A 24,528-nucleotide genomic window follows, 5' to 3' on the forward strand; every position below is an offset into this window, starting at 1 on the left:
ATAAATAGATTCAAAATCTTCCATGGTCCATTGATGTGACATAACAATTGAGCTTTTTTACTTTGATTACAAAAGTAATATCACATTTTTAGAATGAAAGGGGGAGTTTATCGAATGCTTACGTTGAAACCGCTCGGCTGAATGTCTGCCAACGCTACCATCGTGATGTTTCTCTCTGCTGCTGATTGATTTGCTTTTGTCTTCATAATCTGTTATTTTTAAGTTGATTGTTTATTCTTGTTCTTTTTGATTTTTGACAAACCGTCCCGTTCGGGCAATCGGTTTCTTTGCTATCTTTCTTTCCCCGCTCCGGCTCACGAAAGAAAGTAGCGGGCGGAAAATCCGCCCTTGCGGGCTACCTGCGGTTATAGCATACGTTCGCGAACTTCTTCTTTTGCTCTACCGCCCGTTTGAGGGTGTAGAACGTACCGCCCACGGCTACCGCATCGTAATAGACCATCAGAAAAGCGGAGTTTTCCAAAAGGTAGTCGTTACGTCGTAGGAAACAGCCCTCGGTATATCCGTCCTGCAAGGTTACCACTTCATCGGCTTGCGCCAAAATGGTGTCGTAACGCCGCTTGTCGGCTTGGGTGTACCGCTCGGCTTGTCCCTTGAAGGGGACAACGCATTTCAAACGGATATGCGGGTATTCCTTTTTGAGGTTCAATACTTCCTCTGCTGCGATAAGGTCGAAGCCCTCGCACATTCCCGACAAAAAGGTGTCGTAGCCTTTTTTGATGCAATAACTCTCGATGGCTACAAATGTATCGAACGCCACCTCCCTGAAGAGTTTCTCACGGTCTGCCGTGAACTTGGCTATACGGTTGGTGCGGTGTCCCGAAAAGGCTACCGTCTTTTCCTTGCTAACGGGTGTTCCGTTTTCTGTCCATGTCCTTGTTTCCATATCGGTAAATTTTAGAGTATTAAAAGAATGATTATCAGTACGAACACGAAGCCGACAAACAGACGCCACGCAAGGGCGAAAACAAGCCGTGCCACGAAGTAAAACAGAGCCACGACAAGCGACAAGGCGAAAAACCGCCCTGCGGTGGTGGTGAGGAAATAAACCACCGAAGCCCAAAGGATTAGGCGGTATATCCGTTTGTAAACAAATGCCGTTTTCATGTTCTTGGGGCTTGTCGGGCGGATTGCTCCGCCCGTGGTTGTTTAACAGTTCCCTTTCGGGATATAGCGGTTATCAGCCAACAGCCGGAAAGTGTCGTAATCAGCCGTTCCCCGATAACTTAGGGACAGTTCAAAGGAGAGGTGTCCTTTCTCTATATAGAAAGTGAAGCGCAAGCCGTTGCGGGTTATCGTCCCTTTCGCATAGTTTCTACGTTCCCAGCTTACGGGTTCGTTCTCGATACTTTTCAAGAAGTCGGCTACCTTTCGGGCGTTCTCCGTATTTTCCTGCTCCACCTGCCTGTATATCTGCGTGCAGTAGTTTATCCAATCGTTTATTTTCTTGGCGGTGAACACGCCGATATTGCACGGCTTTTCGTATTGGCTGCCCGCCCTTTCGATGTCGTAGCGGTTGACATACTCAAAATGCTCCATGTCGGTGGCTATCCTGTATTTGTTCTCTTTGTTTATCTTGTACACATGGAAACGGATGCCGTTGTACGTGAACTCTATGCGCACGCCGTAAAATGCGGGGTATTCACCGCTTACCACGTGGTAGCCGTATTCCGCTTGGGGTATGTACTTCCTTACCTCCTGCATGAGTGGAGACAGTTCTTTTTTTGCCTGTTCCACCTTCTCGGTAAACATAGCTTTTATGTTTAACCCGTTAAATTCCTTTTCTGATAATGTTTTCATCGTCTTATGTCTTTAGTGGGGCGGACTGCTCCGCCCGTTGGTTGATACTCTTGTTCCTTTGTTGTCCCGCTTAGGCTGCTGCGGGTTCGGTTATCGGTTCGGTTACCTTGTCGGCAATCATCTTCGCCGCCTTGTTCACGTCCCCCAATATCTCCACCAAAAAGGCGGGTTCTTCCTTTAGCTTGGTGAGCCAGTGTTTCAGATAGGCGGCGTTGTTCTCCTGCGGTACGGCTGCGTAGCCGAAGAACGCACCGCAAAGGGCTGCGGTAAGTTCCGCCACAAGTTCCTCACGGGCATAGAGCGCATCCCCGAAGAAGCTGCCGAACGTGCGGTTCAGCCGTTGGGGGCTTCCCGTGCTGTGCGCCATCTCGTGCAGGAGCGTGCCGTAATATTCCGCTCCCTGCGGGAACTGCTCACGCTGCGGGCAAATGATATGGTCGGAAGAGGGCGAATAGTAGGCACTGTCCGAATACTGCACCTTGATGGGGCAATACCAATTTTGCAGATAGACAAGCTCGTCCAACGCCTCGTAAATCATCCCGTCCGAATAGTCTTCGGGTTGCTCCCCCTTTTTCATACGCTCGTAGCGTTCGGGTTGCTTTTCGGCAAAATCGGTCTGGTCGATGTTGAAGACATTGTAATACTTCATCTGCGGGATGACCTTGTAATTTTCCTGCTCGGTTGCGGGCAGCTTGCGGTATTCCTCGTACTTGATTGTCTTTTTCGTTTCCTTGTGTACCACGAACTTAAACCAATAATAGACGGGAAACGAGCGTGCGCCCTTGCAAACACTTAAATCCTCTTCCTTCGCTTGGTTGAACGTGAGGAACACGGGCAAAGTGAATTTCATGAACTCGGTGTAGAACAATAACATCAAGACATTTCCGCCGTTATAGAGCGTCCCTCTGATGTTGCGGGGCAAACCTTGTTCAAGGCTCGCAATCCACGGTTTTTGCCAATCCGTTTTCAGACACTCGATTTTCTTGATTAACAAATCGGTGAACATCGGTGCAATCTTTTCGATGGTGCTGTTCGTTGTTGCCATAACTCACAAATTTTAATCGTTATTACTCTGTTTTCATCGCTTGTCGCCCCAACCAATTTTTTTCCCTTGGCTGATTGGGAAGAACATTGACCATCATTGATAGCGGAAAAGGTGAATTGCAACCATCTGAAAAAATGGTAAATACTACCCGCAGGGTGGAGATTTGGCATTTTTTGCGGATTTGCTTTCACCTCCGCCTACCTTCGTCAATGTTTTTCCAATCAGCTTAGGGAAAAAATGCCCTGTCAGTCTATTCCAGTCAATGGTAAGTTACTTGCCGGGTGCGGGAAAAAGAAGCCTTCCGGAGAGCCGGGAACGCCCGTTTCCCAAGGCAAGGAGATACGGGCGGGAGAATACAATGGGAGGACGGTCAGCTTCCGGCTGCCGGACAAACGCCGGGGAACTCTTTCGGGCGGCACGGACGGACGTGTTCCGTTTGTCCTTCCGCCCCGATGTCCGGCTTCGGCCATGCAGCCTCACGGAATGGTCGGAAACGGACGCCGGGACGGGACAGCCCGTGCGCCAAGGTGCAAGCGCAAGACAGTGAAATCCCTTTCACCCACGTTAGGGATTGCAGGGGAAAGCCCACAGCATAGCGAGGACTTGCAACGGAAAGCCCGACCCGAAGGGGAACGCCCAAACAACCACCCGCAAAAACTGCTTTTGAGCATACCATAGAAAAAAGGAAGACCGAATATTCCGAAGTTTCGCCCTTATGATATATATTTGTAATTGAGCGAAGATAATAGCGGAAAACGTAGATAATTACATGTTAGTGTTTAATATGATGAATGAAAAATTAAAAGATAAAGTCGTTGCTATTGAATTGGCAGGAAATAATATATTGATTGCCAATGATAATGACAATTTTAAGAATGAACTTATCAGTATTGGATTTGAAAAAGTAGAACCATACTATTCTATTTCTATGCCTACTGATGATGTAGAAAAGCGTGCAGTTCTTTTTCAAAAGTTAATAGAAATCGGAACATTATTTTCCAATGGCAAGGATTGGTCGCCCTCTGAAATAGTTAGATATTACCGTGATAAAGGTTTAATAAGAGGTGATTATCTTAGGATAGCATGGAGAAATAAACAAGATTTTAATATTACTACTGAATAGATTCTTAAAATTACAAGGAATAAATAATATGAAGTTATGATTGCCGACAATAAAGAAATAAAAAAGAGGATTATAGAGCTTCAAGCAAAGCTCAACATTATTTTTCCACAACTTTACATTGATTTTCTGGCTAAAATCAATGATGGTGATGTGTATGAAGTGGATGATTCGGGTATATGTCTGTATTCATACTCTGATTTAGAGGAAAGAAATCAAACATATCAAATAAAAGACTTTGAGCCAAATTATTTTATGATAGGACAAGATGGGGATTTAGGGTACTTCATAAATGTCGGTAACCCCACTGATAATTCTATATATTCAAATGATTTAGGCGCTTTGGGTTCTTTGGAAATGGAAAAGGAATCAAACAATATCTTTGATTTCATAGGTCAAAATGAAAAATAAATACTAACACGCACCTCAATTGCCCATAAAGGTCGATTAGCTGCCAGACATCATGAACTCTAAAAAAACAATAATATGAGAACTGAAATTTTACAGTTGAAAGATTTAGGTCGTATGCCTAATGAAAGCATCAATGACCCAGATAACATTGTTGAAGTTATACGTTCTTATGATGAATTATTAAAGCGAATACAACTCCCCATATCATTTGATGAAGCTGAAGTATTGGTACAAATTTTTCCCGAGAGTTCTTTTTATGATTTGCAGTGGGACTTATTAAAACTGGTGGAATCTGTCATACGTATTGATGATGGCGACAAATATATCCAGTTAATAAACGCCTGTCCAAGTCAAGAATGGAAAGGTGTTCTAAACATTCGCTATAAAAATTATAAAAAGGAGAATATGGAATTTTAAGACCTACAAAAGCCCGCCGAAGGGGAACGCCCAAACAACCACCCGCAAAAACTGCTTTTAAGCATACCATAGAAAAAAAGGAAGACCGAACGCTCCGAAGTTTCGCCCTTATATATATATTTGTAATTGAGCGAAGATATACAGCGGAAAACGTATATAATTACATGTTATCTATTTAATAATAAGCATAAAACTATGAGATTCTTAAAAATTATGGGAATATTTACTTCTATCTTAAGTTTATTGAGTTGCGGGCATGGGAATAAACGAGTGACGCAAAACGACGGTATAAACTCCAATATCCCGGTTGCTGCCCGGATTACGATAGACAAACTGCCGGATGTATTGAGAAACGTGCAGGCAGGAAATACTGATTATGATTTTATAGGTATTTGTTCCAATGGTGTGGACTGCATCTACTTTGTGCTGGAGAACGGAAAGTTTTACATAGATTTTGAAGCTATGGGTAAAGAGCAGCTTCCCTACATAGATACCTTGAAACAGTTCGCAAAGGAACATAATTATCCTATTGTCGAAACAACCTATAACAATACTCCGGTCGATTACGAACATCTGAAATACGCTCCCGTCCTTAGCCTGAAAGTCAATGCGGACATAGACAGTATCGTAAAGGTCGGAAGCCAGATTGAGCATACCATTTTCAGGAACAATGAGCGAACCGTTTACGAAATAGTGCCTTGATTTTGCCAATAAAGACATTAAGATTTAGATAACAAACAGCACTGCCGCTTAAAGCGAAGCGCTGCCAAGCATCATCTACATAAGAATATGAGAACATTCGCCATAATCCTGCTTTTAGCAAGCCTGTTTGCCGCAAGTTGCGGAGAGCCGCCCATGCCGCCGAGCGACGAGGAAATGATACGCCACTTCGCCACGCACGAGGCGGCGTTCCGCAAGGTGTACGAAATCATGGCAGAGAGTTCAGAAGGCAGTTTCCACTATCCGCCGCTTTCTCCGGAAGAGGTCATTATACTTGATTCAACAGAGCAAAGCGATACATCCCATGAAACGAATGACGAACAAGACCTCCCGGTATATGGGCTGCTGAAGCCAGACCGAATACAGCTCGATTCCTTGTTGTCAGAGATTGGATGCGGTCTTGTCCTTGTTGACCGCAGGGAATGGGAAACGGCGGATTCGGTATATGTGAGCCTCGTTATGCCGTACTATTCCCACGGCATCGTGGATGCGGGAACGTCCAAGAGTTTCATTTACGATCCCGGATTGGAAAGCCGCCGGAACATCCGTATCACCGAACACGGCGACCTGAACGAGATCTATCGCAGGACGTACAACGACACCACGCTGTACAAGCCCGTCAGGGAAGGCTGGTACATTGAGTTAGACCATTCACGATAACCTGCAAAGAGGGACGCATGAGGATATTCCAATACATGCGCCGATTCTTCCAGATGATGACAAGGATGCGTAAGGTCATCCATATCGTTTCTATGACCTGTCGGCATGAACAACGCAAGAACGGGCTGGTTCCGGTGGAATCCTACAAACGGGAAACAGACCGGAATCTCTGGATACGCAGCATAGGAACCCGTCATTCCACACGGTACAGCATCGTTCTTTTTACAGCTGGATGATGGTATTGCAGCCGCCCTTTGGACTTCCCGATCTGAATGACATTCCGGGGACACCAGTGTACGCAAGCATGGCAAGCCTCGCAACCGGTTCCCCACCGGGGCACTCCGTTTTTCAGCGTAATATTGTTCACGGGACATACACGTTCGCAGACACCACATCCCATACAACCATTTTCCAAGGAGAAGTTCAAGTGCGAGCGACTGAAAAAAGCATTGAACAGCCCTTTGTGCAACAGATCCGATAACCTGCAATACGGGAAAGGCTTTTTCCGTTTGCCTTTTTTCAAGTCGTCGATTATTCGTGAAGTGTAAAGCTCCGCCCGTTCCAGTATCTTCGTCCTCCTTACTGAAGATACCTCGTATTCCTTCAGGCAGTTCCCTACGGTGGGCAGGTTGTAGCCATAGTCCAGACGCACGCCTTTGCCGGACATGATTTTGTCCACAACGGACACCGCACAGCCCTTGTACGTGTAATATGTGCCTATGGAGAAATAGTACACGCCTTTCCTGAACGGATAACTTTCCAAGAACCGGCGGACAATGCCGGGCAGTCCGCCCATATATACGGGGAATATAAAACCTACGATTCGGGAGTCCGATGCGGTGATTCCAGCTGACGGTGTCATTCTGAACAGCCCGGCTCCTCCAAAAGCCGCCGCAATATCCTGCGACAATTTCAGGCTGTTGCCTGTGGCGGAGAAATAATAGATGGATATTTCTTTGTCGTTTGCCGTTTTGCTTTTATAGTCCATAACATTTATTTTTGCGACAGCAAAGTTAATAGGTCTCTTTAAAAAAAGAAGAACTGTCTTGGTTATCAGTAACTTACATTTAGGTTAGTTTTCCTGTATATCAATTTGTTGGATAAAAGAAAAATGAGAAAAAAGTTAGATTACGATTATTGTTCTGCTTCCCCTATACTGGAATGGCTGGGTGACAAATGGGCTTTAGTTGTCTTATTGAAGCTACATGAGAATGAAGTAATACGTTTCAATGAACTATACAAAACAATCCCCTCTATATCGGAAAAGATGCTATCTACTGTTTTGCGGTCATTGGTAACGGACGGATTGGTAAATAGAAAAATATATCCCACAGTTCCACCCAAAGTGGAATATTATGTATCTGAATTTGGAGAAACTTTAATCCCTTATTTAGAGCAGTTGAAACAATGGGGGCAAGAAAATTTTGAAACGATAATGGAAAATAGACGGAAAAATAAGTATTGAAATTTAGTGCAAGGTACAAGTATATATTTATATATAGCTTACACCTTGCAATAACCTTAAAATGTTTATTTTCAACGATTTGCATAATCCAAAAATAATGCGAACATCTGAACCCAAGATGTTGGCAGACAGACACCGGACAACAGCAGATAGCTTTTAAGGACTAAAAGCGTGACGGATGCAAAGCCAAAATTTCAGAAAGTGCTGATATTTAGGAATAAATAACGCTTAATTTATAATCCAAGCGGCACGATGCCTGTTCTCCTGAATCGCCCGGATACAGCTGCCGGAATCAAGCCTGTACATGAAGCCCGCCAAGTTCCCGCTCTCGTACAAGCCCATGCCGATGGTCAGGCGGCTGTTGAAGTCGGTCTGGCTGACGACGTACCAGCCGCACCGGGCGAAATGCTCCTCGTAGCCGGAACGGGTTTCCAGCAGGAAATAGAACTTGCCGTCGTCCTCGAAACGGATGACGTACTCGCAACGCAGGCGGCGTGCGATCTTGCCCAAGATGCGGCTCTCCTCCTCGATGACCGCAGGAGTGGCAAGGAAGGTGTATTGTGCGATAAAGACAGCCTCGTCCATAGTGATGATGTTTGGTCGGTTACAAATATGCGAAATGTCCGGCACACGGCAAGCGGAAGAGACGGGAAATATGCGGAAGGGCGTGCGGATATGTAGAGCTTCTCCCTGCTTTTCACCGCCCGGAACGTGACAAGGCTACAAACGTGAAGCAAAACGAGGACAAGCGGTACGGTTTTGATACACGGACATATACAGACCGGTATATTTGCAGGGAAGTATAACAATAAAAACGTATCGGGACAATGGAAATAGTAAGCATCGAGAAAAAGACCTTCGAGGAGATGAAGGAACGGTTCGGCAGCTTCTCGCAGCACGTGAGGGAGCTTTGCGCCCGCTACCGACCGCCCGAAAAGATGAACTGGATGGACGGGGCGGACGTGTGCGAGAAACTGGGCATCAGCAAGCGGACATTGCAGACCTACCGTGACCGGGGGCTGCTGCCGTACAGCCAGATCAACCACAAGATTTACTACCGGACGGAGGACGTGGAGGCGTTCGTGGAAGCCATGAGCCGGGAAATGACGGAGGACGAGTGAGATGGAAGTGATCACAAGGGACACGGAAGAGGTACGGGCGTACTTCGAGGCACTGGAGGAAGGCATGAGGTACCTTGACACGGTAACGGCGCACTTCCGCCCGGCGATGAACGGCGAGGTCTATCTCACGGGCGAGGACGTGTGCAGGCTGCTGCACATCACGCCGAGAACGTTGCAGGACTACCGCACGCAGCGGCTGATCCCGTACATATCGCTGCCGGGCAAGACACTCTACCGCCAGTCGGATCTGCTGCGTATGCTGGAGGAGAACTACGTGGACATGCGCCCAAAGCGCAAACGGGGGAAAAGTCCAACATAAACGCACGGGGGTGTGCATCGGGAAATGCAGCAAAGGCAGGGACACCGCATCGGAAGTTCCTGCCTTTGCCGCATTCTGCACCGGGGGAAGGCGTCAAGCCGTTTCCCGGAGGGAGCGGCGCACCCGCTTCCCGTCCTGTTTCCTGTCCTTCTTCTCCAGCACGCTCCGCTGCATGGCGGCGAGGTTGCCGGAGATCGCCCGGAAATCGGAGCTTACCATCCTGTTGGTCACCTCGGCGTAGATCTGGGTCGTGGAAATGTGCTTGTGCCCGAGTATCTTGGAGAGCGCCTCGATGGTGCCGCCGTTGCAGAGATAGACGGTCGTGGCGAAGGTGTGGCGGCTTAGGTGAAAGCCGATCTCCTTGTGGATGCCGCAGGCTTTGGCTATCTGTTTGAGGTGCCTGTTGCACACGCTGTTGCTGGGTATGGGAAAGACAAGGTCGCCCCCGGCAAGCCCTTTGTAACGTTCTATCAGCTCCTTGGCAATCTCCATGAGGGGGACGTTGCTCGACACACGGGTCTTGGTGCGCCGGGTGATGATCCATTCCTCGCCGTCGAAGTCCATGCGCTGTATCTTGTCATGAGTGAGCGTCTTTATGTCAATGTAGCTAAGCCCGGTGAAGCACCCGAAGAGGAACATGTCCCGCACGAGGCTGGTCTGTTTCTTGACGAACACGGCGTTAGCCAAGGTGCGCAGCTCCTCCTCCGTGAGATAGCCCCGGTCGGTCTCCTGCATCTCAAGGCTGTACTCGCCGAAGGGGTCGGTGCGAACGATGCCCCGCCGCCACGCCTTGTCGGTCAGGCTGAGCAAGGGCATAGTGTATATCCAGAGGGTGTTGGCGCTCAATCCTTTCTCCACCCGCAGGTACTTGTCGAAATCGGCGATGATCTCCTTGGTCAGCTCCTTGTAAGCCATGTCGGTGCGCTTCTTCTTCTCCCAAAGGAAGGTCTTGAAATGGTTGTAAACAGCCAGATACTTGTTGTAGGTGGACTTGGCTCGCTGCCCTTTCTCCACCATCGCCCCGAACTCCCGGTTCATGTTCCCGAAGTCTTTCAGTATGCAGTTCTCCATCACGCCGACACCGAGGAAGGCGTTGCGCAATTTCTCGGCGGTGACGAAATCCTCTTCCCGGAGGATGCGGTGGTAGTGGTTGGTGAGCCGGGCGGAGACCTCCTTCAGTTGCCCGTTTATCTCGTTTGCCTCGGCGGACTTGCCTTTCGCCTTGCCGTTCTCCCAGAGGTCGGGGGTGACGAACAGCTTGGTTCCCACCGCCTTGTCATCCCCGTCAACGGAGATTTTCACCATGATGGGGGCTTTCCCGTCCCGGTTTCTCACTGCGGATCTCTTGATGTAGAACGAGGTCGCAAACGTACTTCTCTTTGTTTCCATAACTCTAAAATTTTCGTTTCTAAAGGTAGTTACTTATTTCTTACCAAGAGCTATGCAAAACAAGGCAAAGCGATGAAACAGAACTCGTTATGCCGTATATACCCCATTTCGGAACCGGTAGCTGTTTAGTAGCCGAACTTTGTCCGAAAGGGGTGTTTTCAGGCATTTTATGCCGGAGTCCGTTTCCACCCGCTCTGCATACAAGATGCTGACCTGCATTTATTTATGTAGAACTTTGCTTTTCTTTGCGCCTTATGCCGATTTTTTCGAAAAAAATAGCCAATCCCTTTAAACGAATTTAGCATACCCTTACTCCTCATCATAAGAAAGACAAAATATGGAAACAAGAAAAGAGGTCATAAAGCAAATGGGTGATGAGATGAAAGAGGATATTTTCCTTGAGGTGAACCGTCGTATCCATCGTAATCTACGTAAAAGATTTTGGTTGAAAGCATCCGCTATCGCCGCCTCTATTGCTCTTTTACTGGGAGTCTCTAATTATATCTCATATCATGAAGGCTATAAGAACCAAAACAGCCAAATGGTCGAGATGGCAAACCCGATGGGCATGAGGTCATCGATTGTTTTATCGGATGGAACACGAGTGATTCTGAACGCAGGTACTACCCTTAGCTATCCGGCCGCTTTTGTCTCAAGCCAAAGAGAAGTGAAAGTGAACGGGGAAGCTTTCTTCGAAGTATCACATGATAAGGACCACCCATTTATCGTAAGTGCGGAAAACGTGAAGGTGAAGGTACTTGGAACTAAGTTTAACGTGAAAGCCTATAAAGAAGATGACCATATAGAGGTCACTCTTACTGAAGGAAAAGTAGGTGTCGGACTAGGAGGACATCACGACATGATGTACATTTCTCCGGGCCAACAAGCTCTTTTCAATAAGATGAAACAGTCTTTTTCGAAATATGAAGTAAATTTAGACTACTATACATCATGGAAAGAAGGTAAGTTCTACTTTAAAAGTGTAACCTTCCTAGAGATAGCCAAGCAACTAGAACGTCGGTTCAATGTACATATATCGGTTGAACCGGCAAAACTTCAAAGAACCGTTTTTTCAGGTGATTTTGTGCGGGGTGAAAACTTAGAGCAAATACTTCGGATTATTACCGCAGATAAACGAACGGACTACACCATGCGAGGTGACAGTATATGCATCTATGAGAAATAAAACAATTGAGTATTAATCTTATAAAAATGATACGAGTATGAAAGACACGACATGAAAATAACAAAAAAACGGAAAATGCTACCAACATCTTCCGTTTTGAGAGAATGATCTTAGTTCGAATTATAGCGACACAATTACAAACCTAAAATCAATACGAAGATATGCATTTTAAATTAAATATTAGGCGTTATTCGCCGATTTCTCACTTCCATAAAATCGTTAATATTATGAGATTATCCCTAGTACTATGTATGTTGACTATTTTCTGCGCATCGGCTACCGTAAGTTATTCGCAGGTCAACGAGATTTCTCTTCATTTGGAAGATGCCACGTTGGAACAAGCTCTTGAGGCGATCAAGCAACAGAGTGAGTATTCGTTTTGGTATAGAAACGATGAGATTAATCTAGGCCGTAAGGTTTCTGTAAATATCAATAATCAGAATATCGCAAATGTATTAGATAGGCTACTAGCCACTCAAGGACTGGCTTATACCATTAACGAAAAGCATATTGTTATTTACAAAACAAACGAGAAAGCTTCTCATCCTATGATTACGAATAATAAAAAAATAACCGGAAAAGTGACAGATGAGAAGAATGAACCTATCATTGGAGCGAACGTAGTAGTAAAAGGCTCTACAACTGGTACAATTACTGACATGGATGGCAATTTCACATTAGAGGTACCCGATCAAGCTACTTTACTTGTATCCTATATCGGCTATACTCCTAAAGAAGTGGCGGTTAAAAATCAAAACAATCTTTCTATCATGATGATAGAAGACTCGAAGACAATTGATGAAGTTGTAGTTATCGGCTACGGTTCTGTGAAAAAAAGTAATCTGACAGGAGCTGTTTCCTCTGTAAAAACAACAGAGATACAACAAACTCCTATGACTTCTATCGACCAAGGATTAGTAGGCCGAGCTTCCGGTGTACAAGTTACGCAAACTTCGGGTATGCCCGGAGCGGTAGCGTCTATCCGTGTACGTGGTAGTAGCTCTTTACAAGGAGGAAATGAGCCGCTTTATGTAATCGATGGTTTTCCCGTATATAGTGGGACAGGTTTCGGCTCGACGGGTGGTAATACACAAATCAGTGGATTATCTACGGTAAACCCTTCTGATATTGAATTTATCGAGATTCTAAAAGATGCTTCCGCAACAGCCATTTATGGAGCACGTGCCGCTAATGGTGTTGTACTTATTACGACGAAGAGTGGTAAGAAGGGACGTGATATAATAACTTTTGAATCTAGTTTTGGTGTACAAAACGTAGCGAAGACAATTGATGTCATGAATGCGCAAGAATATGCGGCATTGGTTAATGAGGCCTATACGAACGATGGATTGGATGCGCCCTATAACACTACACAATTAGGCGAAATCGCTAAATTGGGTAATGGAACAAATTGGCAAGATGAAATTTTCCGTCCAGCTATGATTCAAAGTTATCAATTGACGTTTTCCGGAGGTGATAACAAAACAACATATGCGATCTCAGGGGGGTATTTTGATCAAAAGGGTGTAATTATTAACTCGGATTTCAAACGTTACTCATTACGATTGAATCTTGATAGACAAATATTCAATACACTGAAAGTCGGCACTCATATGTCTGGTACCCACACGATCAGTAGAACATCGGCAACAGATGTCGGTGGACGTGACGGAGTCGTGAACGGCGCTTTGAAAATGAATCCCATCCAGTCTGTCTATGCGAATGAAGAGACGGGTGAGTATACGCCAACTAACGACCCCGGGTTATTAATCCCGAATCCGGTAGCTACCGCAAAAGAAGAAATATACAATAATGCGACTACACGTGTGTTAGGTGATGTTTATGCGGAATGGGAATTCTTAAAAGACTTAAAGCTTAAAGTATCTTTGGGGATGGATATTATGTATTTGAAGCAAAATAAATATACTCCGTCAAATATCTACCAATCGTTAGGTATCGCATCTGCGAAAGTCGGTGTAAACCGTTCTATTAACTGGCTGAACGAGAATATACTTACTTGGAATAAGACATTCAAGGATATTCATTCTTTGAATATTTTAGGAGGCTTTACCATTCAAAGAAATAATGTGGAATCCGTAACGGGAGCATCTTCTAATTTCGTGAATGATGTCATGAAGTATAATAACCTAGGAGCCGGATCTATTTATGATAAACCGGAATCTTCTGCTACTCAATGGAGCCTTATGTCTTATTTGGCACGTATTAATTATTCGTTATATGACCGGTATTTATTCTCTGTTAACGGACGTGTGGATGGTTCTTCTCGTTTTGGTGGCAACAATAAGTATGGATTTTTCCCTTCGGGTTCTGTGGCATGGCGTATCTCTGAGGAAGGTTTTATGGAACCGGTTAAAGCTGTCATTAATAATTTAAAGTTACGTACCAGTTATGGCTTCACTGGAAATACAGAAATCGGAGTTTACGAATCCTTGGCTACATTGGGAAGTAATAGTTGGACAATCGGAAATCAATTGGTTTCTGGATTTTATCCGAACAGGATACCTAATCCTGACTTGAAATGGGAAAAAACAGGGCAATTTGATATTGGTTTTGATCTTGGGCTATTTAATAATCGCTTGCGTTTAACGGCAGACTATTATTATAAAAAAACAACGGACTTATTATATAATGTAGCGATTCCTAGCGCCTCCGGTTATGATTCTATGTTGAAAAATATTGGTAGTGTCCAAAATAAAGGTTATGAGCTTTCTATTGAGAGTGACAACTTAAGCGGGGCATTCTCATGGACAACAGCCTTTAATATTTCATTCAACCGGAATAAAGTATTAGAGTTGGGTGGGGAAACGTATAAAGATGTAGGTACATACGACGATCATTTAAAGACGAGTGATATCCGTCGCTTGATCGTTGGTCAACCAATTGGAGTATTTTATGGCTATCGTTTTGACGGTATTTTCCAAAATGAAGCAGAATGTGCTCAACAAACTTCTTCACCCTCGCCTATCGGTGTCGGACTCCGTCGTTATAAGGACTTGAATGGAGACGGTAAGATTGATGCCACAAACGATCGGGAGATATTAGGAGACGCAAATCCGAAATTCTTTGGAGGTATGACCAACACGTTTGCTTATAAAGGATTTGAGTTGAACGTATTCTTACAATACTCATATGGGAATAAGATTTTCAATTATAACGCAATGGAGCTTGAGTCGCCGACTGGTGGACAAAATGTATATCAGGATCTCGTGAACCGTTGGACACCTACGAATCCAAGTAATGAATATCAAAAAGCGACAACGAATCGGAATAATATCGTAAGTGATCGGTTCATTGAAGACGGTTCTTTCTTGAAATTAAAAACTGTCTCATTGTCTTATAGTTTCCCGAAATTGAATTGGAAACATATCGGAGGTCTGCGATTGTACGTAACCGGACAAAACTTATTGACTTGGACTAAATACAGAGGCTATGATCCGGAAGTGAGCTATCGAGGCGCTTCAACTTTAGAGGCAGGAGAGGACTTTGGCGGTTATCCGCAAGCCCGTACCTTTATGTTTGGCATTAAATTGGATATTAAATAACTTTTAAATCGACTCAAAATGAAAAAATCGTTCATATATATATTTTCAGCTTTCTGTTTCTCTTGTGGAATCAACAGTTGTTCTTTCCTTGACGAGAATCCCGTGGACCGTTTGGTCGTGGATAATTTTTATACAAGCGAGAAAGACGCACAGGCAGCGGTAGATGCTACTTATCAGCAATTAAACAGCTTATATAACCGTTTGATGTATATGATGGCAGAGCTACCTACCGATATGATGAAAAATGGTTTAGGTATGCCGAACGCAAACTTACAAGACTTGGAGTTTCTGCGATTTAACTCTCAGAATACATTTGTAAAAGATATGTGGAAAAATTGTTATTCCGGTATTTCTAGGGCAAATACGGCGATTGTTAAGATTCCAGAGATCAAAATGAATGAAAGTAAAAAGAACCGATTGATCGCTGAGGCTCGTACACTTCGTGCTCTATACTATTTCAACCTCGTTCGTTTCTTCGGCGATGTTCCTCTAATCTTAGACTTGAAAACCGTAGAAGATTCAAAAGGACCACGTGATTCTAAAGAACTGATTTATGATCAGATTATAGAAGATCTTACATTTGCGGAAGAACATCTTCCTTTAAGATCTGAATATTCAGCTTCCGATGAGGGCCGTATCAACAAAGGAGCCGCTAAAATTTTATTCGGTAAAGTCTATTTAACTAAAGGGGATTTCCAAAAGGCGAAAGATAAATTGGCAGAGGTAGTCGAGCATGAATCTGAATATGGTTTCGGTTTACACAAAGATTACCATGCGAACTGGCTTCGAGATACAGAGGCTGGTATTGAGGCTGTACTTTATATTGAGTATAAAGAACCTCCATTTCAACATAATGGTGAAATGGCGCTTGCTGGTCCGAAATATTCCATTCCGGGGAGCTTAGGAATCTCTGCCCTTAATGAGGCTGATATCCCGACACAAGAATTGTATGACCAGTTTGATAATCGAGATTTGAGAAAAAAGACTAATTTCAAAACAGAGTTCGCTCATCTTAAAACCGGTGAAATATTGAAATCAAGTATACCTCTTAGCGGTAAATTCTGGGTTGAAGGGCTTGAAACGGGTGACCGTTGCGATGTAAATATGCACATTATCAGGTATGCGGACGCTATATTAATGTATGCAGAGGCATTAAATGAAGTGGGCGAATCTACAAAGGCTCTCGCTATGTTAAACAGGATACGGGAACGTGCTTTTGGTGATGATTCTGGAAACTTTAAACCTATGTCGAAGGATGAGTTTCGTACAGCTATATTAAATGAACGACGGCTGGAATTCCCTCACGAAGGACATCGTTGGTTCGATTTAGTACGTACCGGTACATTTATTCAACGAATGAAAGAGCATAGTGCATATGAAGCAAAAGTAGCGGAAGCTAATAAAACTGAGATTGCGCAAAATATCAAGGAGCATATGATCCTTATGCCGATCCCTCAATCCGAGATAGACTTGAATCCTAATTTAGTACAAAATGCGGGATATTAGAAAATTGTTATTTATAACTGGGGTAGCAACTGTTACCCCGGTTATTATACAAGCCCGGGACAAACTTCCTAATATCGTGATCTTTTTTATGGATGATATGGGATATGGCGATTTAACAATCACCGGTGCTTCTGGATATAACACGCCTACTATTGACCGACTGGCCTCTGAAGGAATGTTTTTTACCCACTTTTATGCAGCCCAACCTATAAGTAGCGCATCGAGAGCCGGATTAATTACAGGGTGTTATCCAAATCGAGTGGGGATTTCGGGGGCATTGATGCCTCAAGGCCGTATAGGAGTGGCCCCTAATGAGGAAACTCTTCCGGAAATATTAAAAACTAGAGGTTATTCTTGTGGAATGGTCGGTAAATGGCATTTAGGTCACCTTTATCCATTTTTGCCTTTGCAACAAGGATTTGATGAGTATCTTGGGTTGCCTTATTCCAATGATATGTGGCCAGTTGATTATGACGGGAATAGAGTGACTCCAGCATCTAATTTACCAAACAAATTACGGCATCCGGCATTACCATTAATCGACGGAAATGAAAAAATAAGAGAATTGTGGACATTGGATGATCAAGCCGAGCTTACTACATTATATACGGAACGGGCGATCCAGTTTATCAAAAAGAATCGTGAACAACCATTTTTTCTTTACTTTGCTCACTCGATGCCACATGTTCCGCTTGCTGTATCCAACAAATTTAAAGGAAAGAGTAAACAAGGTTTATATGGGGATGTCATGCTTGAGGTAGATTGGAGTGTCCAACAAGTTCTAGAAACAATAGAGGAATTAAACCTAGATGAAAATACTTTGATTATCTTTACGTCGGATAATGGGCCTTGGTTTAGTTTTGGTAATCATGCCGGGAGTACCGGAGGTTTGAGAGAAGCGAAAGCTACCACGTTTGAGGGAGGACAACGTGTTCCTTGTATCATGCGTTGGAAAGGAGTGATTCCTAGAGGTACTGTTTGCAATCAATTAGCCAGTACGATTGATATACTTCCTACATTAGCATCGTTAACGGGAGCAGAACTTCCTAAGAAAAAAATTGATGGGGTCAATATCGAAAAATTGTTATATAGCATGAATGTTGAGTCTCCTAGAAAATATCTGCTCTATTATTATGGGGAGAATAATCTGGAGGCCATTCGGAACGATCGATTTAAATTGGTATTCCCTCATGAACATGCCACTTATTTAGAGGCAGGAGTCGATGGGTATCCCGGGAAAATTGGGAGAGAACATATCGATTTATCTCTATATGATTTGCGTAGAGATCCGGGAGAAAGATATGATGTGAAAGATCAATATCCGGAGGTGATTCGTCTATTACAATCTATAGCAGAAGAGGCTCGGTTGGATCTGGGAGATGATCTCACGGGACAAATAGGTTTGAATCGTCGGGAAGTAGGTTACATAAAATAATTATATATGAAAAATACTATTAATTATGGAGCTATATTAGCCCCTGCCCTTTTGTTCTCCGCATGCGGAACAGGGCAAAAAGAAGTGGCAGAGAAGCCGCTCAATATCATTCATATCATGACGGATGATCATTCGTATCAAACTATTAGCGCTTATGGACATGCGCTAGGTAAATTGGCTCCTACACCAAATTTAGATCGTTTGGCTGCGGAAGGTATGTTATTCAGGCAAGCCTTTGTAGAGAATTCTCTGTCTACTCCTAGCCGTGCTTGTTTGATGACCGGTCTTTACAGTCACCAAAACGGACAAAGACAGTTAGGAAAAGGTATTGATACGACAAAAGTATTCTTCTCTGAAATCTTACAACAGCACGGTTATCAGACAGGTGTTGTCGGTAAATGGCATATGCAATGTGAGCCGAAAGGTTTTGATTATTATCATGTGTTATGGGATCAGGGAGATTATTATAATCCGGAGTTTAAAAGCAAAGAATCGAATGGCAAGTATGTAAAAGAAGAGGGATATGCGACGACCCTTACGACCGATCACGCTATCGAGTTTTTGGAAGAGAGGGATAAGGATAAGCCTTTCTGCCTGCTGGTTCATCATAAGGCTCCACATCGTAACTGGATGCCGGATACGAAATATATGGATTTATATGAGGATGTAGAGTTCCCATATCCAGATACTTTCAATGATAATTATGCTACTCGTTGCGATGCCGCACGTACACAAGAGATGAGTATAGACAAAAATATGACTTTGGTTTATGATTTGAAGGTAGATGAGCTTAAAGATAAGGAGGCTTATAAAAAGGAATGGAATATTGATGGTTGGCAGGCCTCTTTGGATCGTATGACCCCGGAACAACGGGAGGCTTGGATCGCTTCTTATAAGCCCCGCAACGAAAAATTCATTAACGAGAACCTGAAAGGCGAGGATTTGGTTAAATGGAAATATCAACGTTATATCAAGGATTACGTACGTTGCATCAAATCTATTGATGATGAGGTGGGGCGTTTGATCGCCTATTTGGAAAAAGAAGGGCTTATGGATAATACCGTGATCGTTTATACCTCGGATCAAGGTTTTTACATGGGTGAACATGGCTGGTTCGACAAACGTTTCATGTATGAGGAATCTTTCCGTACGCCGTTGATTATCCGTTATCCTGCTAAAATCAAGGCGGGAAGTGAATGTACAGCCTTAGTACAGAACATTGACTATGCCCCGACTTATCTGGATATAGCCGGTATCGAGAAACCTGATTATATGGTAGGAACTTCTTTAGTCCCCTTGTTTGGAGGCGAGACACCAAGAGATTGGCGTGAGTATCTATATTATCATTATTATGATTATCCTGCGATCCATATGGTACGTCGCCACGATGGCGTACGTGACAGTCGTTATAAATTGATTCATTTCTATGGAGAGAAGAATGAACATAATGACGCGATTAACTGCAATGAGCTTTACGATTTGCAAAGTGATCCGAATGAGCTGAATAATTTATACGATAATCCGGAATATGCTGATATCCAAACTCGCCTGCAAGTACGTTTGGATAAGTTCCGTGTAGACCAGAAAGTTGACGAATATTAAGGTGCTAACTCTGTAAAATCATTTATTTTGTGTAAGTTTGGCGGATAGAAAGAATCATTCACCTAAAATACGATCGTGAAATGAAACTCAATTTATCCGCCAGATTTTTAATGCTGGCCCTACTTTGTGGTTCTTGCGTATTGAACACGCCAAAGGAGGAGCTTGAATACAACGGAATGAATACGCTACAGATATCAAATGTAGATGATTTGATATCTTTCTACCAATATGCGGATGACCGAATTCCTTTAATTAGCGGACACCGAGGTGGACGGGGAAAAGGCTATCCTGAGAACAGTATGGAAACCTTTGAAAATACCCTCTCTTATACTCCTGCCACGTTTGAGATAGATCCGAGGTTAACCAAAGATAGTGTTATCGTCCTTTTCCACGATGATACACTGGAGCGTACCAGTAATGGGACTGGGAAAGTTTCTGATTATACTTGGGAAGAATTGCAAAATTTCCGTTTGAAGGATCCCGAAGGAAATATCACAAACTATCGTATCCCGACTTTAGAGGATGCGATTCGTTGGGCCCGTGGAAAAACAATCCTAATCCTTGATAAGAAGGATGTTCCGATGGAGCGCACTGCTCAGTTGATTACCGATATGCAAGCGGAACCTTATGTAATGATTACGGTTCATGATGGTGCCTCGGCTCGTTTCTTTTACGAGAAAAATCCGAATTTCATGTTTGAGGCTTTTGTAAAAACGAAAGAGGCGGTTCAAGACTATGAGGATAACGGTATACCTTGGAACCATATCATGGCTTACGTAGGACCTAAGATTACCCCCGAAGTCCGTGAGGTGATCGATATGTTACATGAAAGAGGTGTCATGTGTATGATCTCTACCGCCCCTTCCGACGATAAACTATCCACACCCGAAAGTCGTGCTGAAGCATACCGTATGATCATCCGTCAAGGCGTGGACATCATAGAGTCTGACCGACCTATAGAGGTTGCTGAAGCGATCTCTAGCTTGATTCCGGTTAGCAGTTCCAAAGGAAAGTTTTTCTCTACACTATAAACATAATCAATATAAGACATGAACAAAGAACTAGAAATGACTCCCAACGTATTAGTGGAGTTTTTACAAAAGCCAGCGTCCGAGTTTACGAAAGAGGACATTATCCGTTATATCTATGAGAAAGATATCCAGATGGTTAATTTTATGTATCCTGCAGGCGACGGACGTTTGAAAACACTAAACTTTGTAATCAACAATGCGGCCTATCTGGATGCGATCTTGACTTGCGGTGAGCGTGTGGATGGCTCTAGTCTTTTCTCGTTTATCGAGGCGGGAAGTAGTGACCTGTATGTGGTGCCCCGTTTCCGTACGGCTTTCGAGGATCCGTTTGCGGAATTACCTACGCTTACCATGCTTTGCTCATTCTTCAATAAGGATGGAGAACCCTTAGAAAGTTCCCCGGAATATACCTTGCATAAAGCTTGTAAGGCTTTTCATGAGGTGACGGGAATGGAATTTGAGGCAATGGGTGAATTAGAATATTACGTAATCGCACCGGATGAAGGCGTTTTCCCTGCTACCGACCAAAAAGGTTATCATGAATCCGCTCCTTACGCTAAGTTCAATGAGTTCCGGACGGAGTGCATGCACTGCATAGCGCAAGCCGGGGGACAAATTAAATATGGTCATTCAGAAGTTGGTAACTTTACGTTAAATGGTTTGATCTATGAGCAAAATGAGATCGAGTTCTTACCATGTCCTGCGGAAAATGCAGCGGATCAATTGATGATCGCTAAATGGGCGATCCGCAATCTAGCGCATGAATATGGATATAACATCACTTTCGCTCCGAAAATTACGGTGGGAAAAGCAGGTTCCGGTCTGCATGTCCATATGCGTATCATGAAAGATGGCAAGAATCAGATGTTAGCGAATGGTATCTTATCCGAAACCGCCCGTAAGGCTATCGCTGGAATGATGTGCTTAGCTTCCTCTATTACGGCTTTTGGAAATACGAACCCAACCTCATATTTCCGCTTGGTTCCACACCAAGAAGCACCTACGAATATTTGTTGGGGAGATCGGAATCGTTCAGTTTTAGTTCGTGTTCCGCTAGGTTGGGCCGCAAAAACGGACATGTGTGCTTTGGCGAATCCATTGGAACCTGCCAGCCATTATGATACGAGCCAAAAGCAAACGGTCGAGATGCGCTCACCGGATGGCTCCGCTGATTTATACCAATTATTGGCAGGATTGGCAGTTGCGTGCCGCCATGGTTTTGAGATCGACGATGCTTTGGAGATCGCTGAGAAGACTTATGTAAACGTGAATATTCATAAGGAAGAGAATCAAGATCGCCTAAAGACATTGGATCAACTCCCAGACAGTTGCGCAGCCTCAGCTGCCCGTTTAAGACAACAGCGTGCTGTTTTTGAAAAATATAACGTATTTAGTCCGAGTATGATAGACGGCATCATCCGTAAACTGGAATCTTATGATGACGCTTCTTTACGCAAGGACCTAGAGAATAATCCGGAAGAGATGTTGAAGCTGGTCAATACTTATTTCCATTGTGGCTGAAAATCCTTTTTATGGTTTCACAAGAGGGTGTGTCATGACACACCCTTTTTATGTCCTGCTTTCATCTCTTGAACTTTCCATTGTGTTTTTTTGAATATCCGAGCACAAGAGAGACCATAAATTAAAACGAAAATATTCTAGAGAAGAAAAAAAGATATAATAGTAAAAAAAACATGATAAAAAATTGTTATTTACAAATAAAGGCTTACCTTTGCCAACATCAAAACAAAATGATGTTATAAATTCATTTTGAAGTTATATGTTTTTCGAGTTTAACCTTGACTGTGAGCACAAAAGATTATCGCGAAGATCTTTTGAACGGTTGGATAGAGACGTCTATTTAGCCGTTTTTTCTTTTAGCCCTATCCAATAAAGCTATTCAGCTATTTGACAGATACAGCTTTATTTGTCACGGAGATTTTATATCCTTTTATTTTATGGATTACGAAATAACATACTGCATAAAAGCGGTATGTTGTATCGCACTATTATACAGTTGAGCAATGAATTATACATATAAACAAATATGGCTCATCAACTTTCCTGTAATGATGAGCATCTTAATGGAACAATTAATCAATATTACGGATGCTGTTTTCTTAGGCCACGTTGGAGAGATAGAATTAGGAGCGTCCGCTATCGCCGGAATTTATTATTTGGCGATTTATATGCTTGGTTTTGGATTTAGCATTGGATTGCAAGTAATGGTAGCTCGAAGGAATGGAGAGCAAGATTACAAGGAAACCGGCAAGACCTTTTTTCAAGGCTTATTTTTCCTTTTGGGATTGGCTATCTTTCTTTACCTTCTCATTCATACGGTTTCCCCATTTATATTAAAGAAGCTGATCGTTTCCTCGGATATTTATCGAGCGGTAATCCTATACTTGGATTGGCGTAGCTTTGGATTGTTGTTTTCATTCCCATTTTTAGCGATACGTTCTTTTTTAGTGGGGATAACGCATACAAAAGCTCTATCTTGGGCTGCTGCCATAGTGGTATTAATCAATATTCCTTTAAATTTTTATTTGATATTCACTAGGGAATTAGGAATCTCGGGGGCGGCAATTGCCTCTTCTTTGGCAGAGATGGGCTCCTTTATGATGCTTTTCTTCTATATGTGGATACGATTGGATAAAGAAAAATATGGGTTAAGGCCGGTCTATAATGGTAATTTACTTATAAAAGTCTTGAAGTTATCAATATGGAGTATGCTTCATGCGTTTATTAGTGTAGCCCCTTGGTTCTTGTTTTTCGTTTCAATTGAACATTTGGGAAAAATAGAGTTAGCAATTTCCAATATAACCCGGAGCGTATCGGCTATATTTTTTGTGATAGCGAATTCTTTTGCGCTTACAACAGGCTCATTAGTCAGTAATGCGATTGGTGCGGGAGAAGGGAAGGCACTATTTTCAATCTGTAGTAAAATTCTGAAATTAGGTTATGCCATAGGATTTCCCTTGGTTGCGATTGCTTTATTGTGTAATCTATGGATTATTGGTTTTTATACGAGTAATGAACTATTGATACAATTATAAAGTCCGCTACGGGAGAATCCGAAACACCAGTAGCGGTATAGGCTCCGAAAAACAGCATGAAAAGGACAATACCGGTTCCATCGTTCAGCATCGACTCGGCATCCACTAGCGTCGAGAAACGTTTACTGGTGCCTAGCTCTTTCAACAATGCGACAACGGCCACTGGGTCTGTCGCACTTATCAAGGCTCCGAACATCAATGCAAAGGTCCAGTTCCACCCTTCATAAGAAGGGGCGAACGTTCCGATCCCTATCATCAAGGCAGCCGTCAGCAACATCGCAATAATGACACCCGGTACGGACAATATAGTGGCATTTGTCAATGTTTTTCGAAAGATATGCACGTCCAGTTCATAAGCAGCGTCGAATATCAAGATCGGAAGAAAAATATAAAGTATCATATCGGGATTAGCATTTCCGGCAAGATCGATCGATGATTTTAATATAGGAATGCTTTCCAACCAGCCTATCCGGTCAAACGTACCGATCAATAATCCAAAGGCAAATAGCCCGACCGTGTAAGGAAGAGGCATCTTTTTTAATCCGAATTTTAAAATCGTACCTCCCATCAACCCTATCAATACAAAAAATAATGGGGCCAGTAAATTATTCGTTTCCATATTGATTCCTATGAGCTTTGTCCTATAAAAATAGAATAAAATCTC

The 24,528-nt window shown here is 43.3% G+C and carries 24 protein-coding genes and 2 pseudogenes; 18 read left to right on the forward strand and 8 right to left on the reverse strand.

All coding sequences use genetic code 11. From position 1 onward, the window contains the following. Positions 1-355 precede the first annotated feature (355 nt). From NBH16_RS11110 to NBH16_RS11125, 4 genes are all read right to left on the reverse strand, one after another. On the reverse strand, positions 356-904 hold the full coding sequence (locus NBH16_RS11110; RefSeq protein ID WP_009017692.1) for an SLOG family protein: 549 nt from the start codon (positions 902-904) through the stop codon (positions 356-358). 11 nt (positions 905-915) lie between these two features. Beyond that, positions 916-1,125: a hypothetical protein gene (locus tag NBH16_RS11115; RefSeq protein WP_032532203.1), complete on the reverse strand. Its 210-nt coding sequence runs from the start codon at positions 1,123-1,125 to the stop codon at positions 916-918. A gap of 42 nt (positions 1,126-1,167) precedes the next feature. After that, positions 1,168-1,818, reverse strand: a complete 651-nt coding sequence (locus tag NBH16_RS11120; RefSeq protein WP_250788525.1) for a hypothetical protein — start codon at positions 1,816-1,818, stop codon at positions 1,168-1,170. Positions 1,819-1,888: 70 nt separating this feature from the next. Continuing rightward, positions 1,889-2,863 carry an ArdC family protein gene (locus tag NBH16_RS11125; RefSeq protein WP_117899912.1) on the reverse strand — a complete coding sequence of 325 codons (975 nt, stop codon included), beginning with the start codon at positions 2,861-2,863 and terminating at the stop codon, positions 1,889-1,891. A gap of 237 nt (positions 2,864-3,100) precedes the next feature. Here NBH16_RS11125 and NBH16_RS11130 point away from each other — a divergent pair, with 237 nt between their 5' ends. The 7 genes from NBH16_RS11130 (at position 3,101) to NBH16_RS11160 (ending at position 6,427) form a co-directional block, all read left to right on the forward strand. Continuing rightward, positions 3,101-3,541 carry a hypothetical protein gene (locus tag NBH16_RS11130; protein WP_115649164.1) on the forward strand — a complete coding sequence of 147 codons (441 nt, stop codon included), beginning with the start codon at positions 3,101-3,103 and terminating at the stop codon, positions 3,539-3,541. 106 nt (positions 3,542-3,647) lie between these two features. Further along, positions 3,648-3,986: a hypothetical protein gene (locus tag NBH16_RS11135; protein WP_117899916.1), complete on the forward strand. Its 339-nt coding sequence runs from the start codon at positions 3,648-3,650 to the stop codon at positions 3,984-3,986. A 36-nt stretch (positions 3,987-4,022) separates the two neighbouring features. Continuing rightward, positions 4,023-4,394 (forward strand): SMI1/KNR4 family protein, encoded by a 372-nt coding sequence (locus NBH16_RS11140; protein WP_029427320.1) that lies wholly within the window; start codon positions 4,023-4,025, stop codon positions 4,392-4,394. A 75-nt stretch (positions 4,395-4,469) separates the two neighbouring features. Next, complete coding sequence (locus NBH16_RS11145; RefSeq protein WP_029427319.1) at positions 4,470-4,811, forward strand: hypothetical protein; 342 nt, start codon at positions 4,470-4,472, stop codon at positions 4,809-4,811. A 195-nt stretch (positions 4,812-5,006) separates the two neighbouring features. Further along, positions 5,007-5,513, forward strand: coding sequence for a hypothetical protein (locus tag NBH16_RS11150; RefSeq protein WP_032581692.1), 507 nt, complete (start codon positions 5,007-5,009; stop codon positions 5,511-5,513). A gap of 87 nt (positions 5,514-5,600) precedes the next feature. Beyond that, positions 5,601-6,191: a DUF4948 family protein gene (locus NBH16_RS11155; RefSeq protein ID WP_032581693.1), complete on the forward strand. Its 591-nt coding sequence runs from the start codon at positions 5,601-5,603 to the stop codon at positions 6,189-6,191. A 17-nt stretch (positions 6,192-6,208) separates the two neighbouring features. After that, on the forward strand, positions 6,209-6,427 hold the full coding sequence (locus NBH16_RS11160; protein ID WP_173023019.1) for a hypothetical protein: 219 nt from the start codon (positions 6,209-6,211) through the stop codon (positions 6,425-6,427). Here the strand turns inward: NBH16_RS11160 and NBH16_RS11165 are convergent. Beyond that, complete coding sequence (locus NBH16_RS11165) at positions 6,385-7,179, reverse strand: EFR1 family ferrodoxin (protein WP_004326137.1); 795 nt, start codon at positions 7,177-7,179, stop codon at positions 6,385-6,387. The two genes, NBH16_RS11160 and NBH16_RS11165, sit on opposite strands and share 43 nt — an antisense overlap. A 123-nt stretch (positions 7,180-7,302) precedes the next feature. On the opposite strand from NBH16_RS11165, the gene NBH16_RS11170 reads away from it, so the two are divergent. Further along, a complete protein-coding gene (locus NBH16_RS11170; protein WP_004326138.1) occupies positions 7,303-7,656 on the forward strand; it encodes a winged helix-turn-helix transcriptional regulator in 354 nt (117 codons plus the stop codon). Positions 7,657-7,884: 228 nt separating this feature from the next. On the opposite strand, the gene NBH16_RS11175 is transcribed toward NBH16_RS11170, so the two are convergent. Further along, positions 7,885-8,286, reverse strand: coding sequence for a hypothetical protein (locus tag NBH16_RS11175; RefSeq protein WP_172680561.1), 402 nt, complete (start codon positions 8,284-8,286; stop codon positions 7,885-7,887). 197 nt (positions 8,287-8,483) lie between these two features. On the opposite strand from NBH16_RS11175, the gene NBH16_RS11180 reads away from it, so the two are divergent. Together NBH16_RS11180 and NBH16_RS11185 are read left to right on the forward strand one after the other, a co-directional pair. Continuing rightward, complete coding sequence (locus NBH16_RS11180) at positions 8,484-8,777, forward strand: helix-turn-helix domain-containing protein (RefSeq protein WP_004326140.1); 294 nt, start codon at positions 8,484-8,486, stop codon at positions 8,775-8,777. A gap of 1 nt (position 8,778) precedes the next feature. Continuing rightward, positions 8,779-9,096, forward strand: coding sequence for a helix-turn-helix domain-containing protein (locus NBH16_RS11185; protein WP_005858007.1), 318 nt, complete (start codon positions 8,779-8,781; stop codon positions 9,094-9,096). A gap of 93 nt (positions 9,097-9,189) precedes the next feature. Here the strand turns inward: NBH16_RS11185 and NBH16_RS11190 are convergent, their stop codons facing one another. Continuing rightward, a complete protein-coding gene (locus tag NBH16_RS11190; RefSeq protein ID WP_005789089.1) occupies positions 9,190-10,485 on the reverse strand; it encodes a site-specific integrase in 1,296 nt (431 codons plus the stop codon). A gap of 337 nt (positions 10,486-10,822) precedes the next feature. Between NBH16_RS11190 and NBH16_RS11195 the strand changes: the two genes are divergently transcribed. The 8 genes and pseudogenes from NBH16_RS11195 to NBH16_RS11230 all read left to right on the forward strand — a co-directional run. Further along, positions 10,823-11,671, forward strand: a complete 849-nt coding sequence (locus tag NBH16_RS11195; RefSeq protein ID WP_008779440.1) for a FecR family protein — start codon at positions 10,823-10,825, stop codon at positions 11,669-11,671. 251 nt (positions 11,672-11,922) lie between these two features. Next, on the forward strand, positions 11,923-15,234 hold the full coding sequence (locus NBH16_RS11200; RefSeq protein ID WP_333558129.1) for a TonB-dependent receptor: 3,312 nt from the start codon (positions 11,923-11,925) through the stop codon (positions 15,232-15,234). Between the two features lie 18 nt (positions 15,235-15,252). Further along, positions 15,253-16,740 (forward strand): RagB/SusD family nutrient uptake outer membrane protein, encoded by a 1,488-nt coding sequence (locus NBH16_RS11205; RefSeq protein WP_008772533.1) that lies wholly within the window; start codon positions 15,253-15,255, stop codon positions 16,738-16,740. Beyond that, positions 16,727-18,175, forward strand: coding sequence for a sulfatase family protein (locus tag NBH16_RS11210; RefSeq protein ID WP_036616062.1), 1,449 nt, complete (start codon positions 16,727-16,729; stop codon positions 18,173-18,175). The genes NBH16_RS11205 and NBH16_RS11210 overlap by 14 nt, the downstream gene beginning before the upstream one ends. 6 nt (positions 18,176-18,181) lie before the next feature. Next, entirely contained in the window at positions 18,182-19,777 is a 1,596-nt protein-coding gene (locus NBH16_RS11215) for a sulfatase family protein (RefSeq protein ID WP_250788529.1), read from the forward strand. An 80-nt stretch (positions 19,778-19,857) separates the two neighbouring features. Beyond that, positions 19,858-20,808 carry a glycerophosphodiester phosphodiesterase family protein gene (locus NBH16_RS11220; RefSeq protein WP_250788531.1) on the forward strand — a complete coding sequence of 317 codons (951 nt, stop codon included), beginning with the start codon at positions 19,858-19,860 and terminating at the stop codon, positions 20,806-20,808. Between the two features lie 18 nt (positions 20,809-20,826). Then, positions 20,827-22,329, forward strand: a complete 1,503-nt coding sequence (locus NBH16_RS11225; RefSeq protein ID WP_044546068.1) for a glutamine synthetase family protein — start codon at positions 20,827-20,829, stop codon at positions 22,327-22,329. 503 nt (positions 22,330-22,832) lie between these two features. Beyond that, positions 22,833-23,861, forward strand: a pseudogene (locus NBH16_RS11230) (MATE family efflux transporter); the annotation flags it as partial. Here NBH16_RS11230 and NBH16_RS11235 read toward each other — a convergent pair. Beyond that, positions 23,854-24,483, reverse strand: a pseudogene (locus NBH16_RS11235) (cation:proton antiporter domain-containing protein); the annotation flags it as partial. The pseudogenes NBH16_RS11230 and NBH16_RS11235 overlap by 8 nt on opposite strands. Between the last annotated feature and the right edge of the window lie 45 nt (positions 24,484-24,528).

The sequence above is a fragment of the Parabacteroides sp. Y3-G-102 genome, from assembly GCF_023656845.1.
In the GTDB taxonomy this organism is placed as follows: domain Bacteria; phylum Bacteroidota; class Bacteroidia; order Bacteroidales; family Tannerellaceae; genus Parabacteroides; species Parabacteroides distasonis.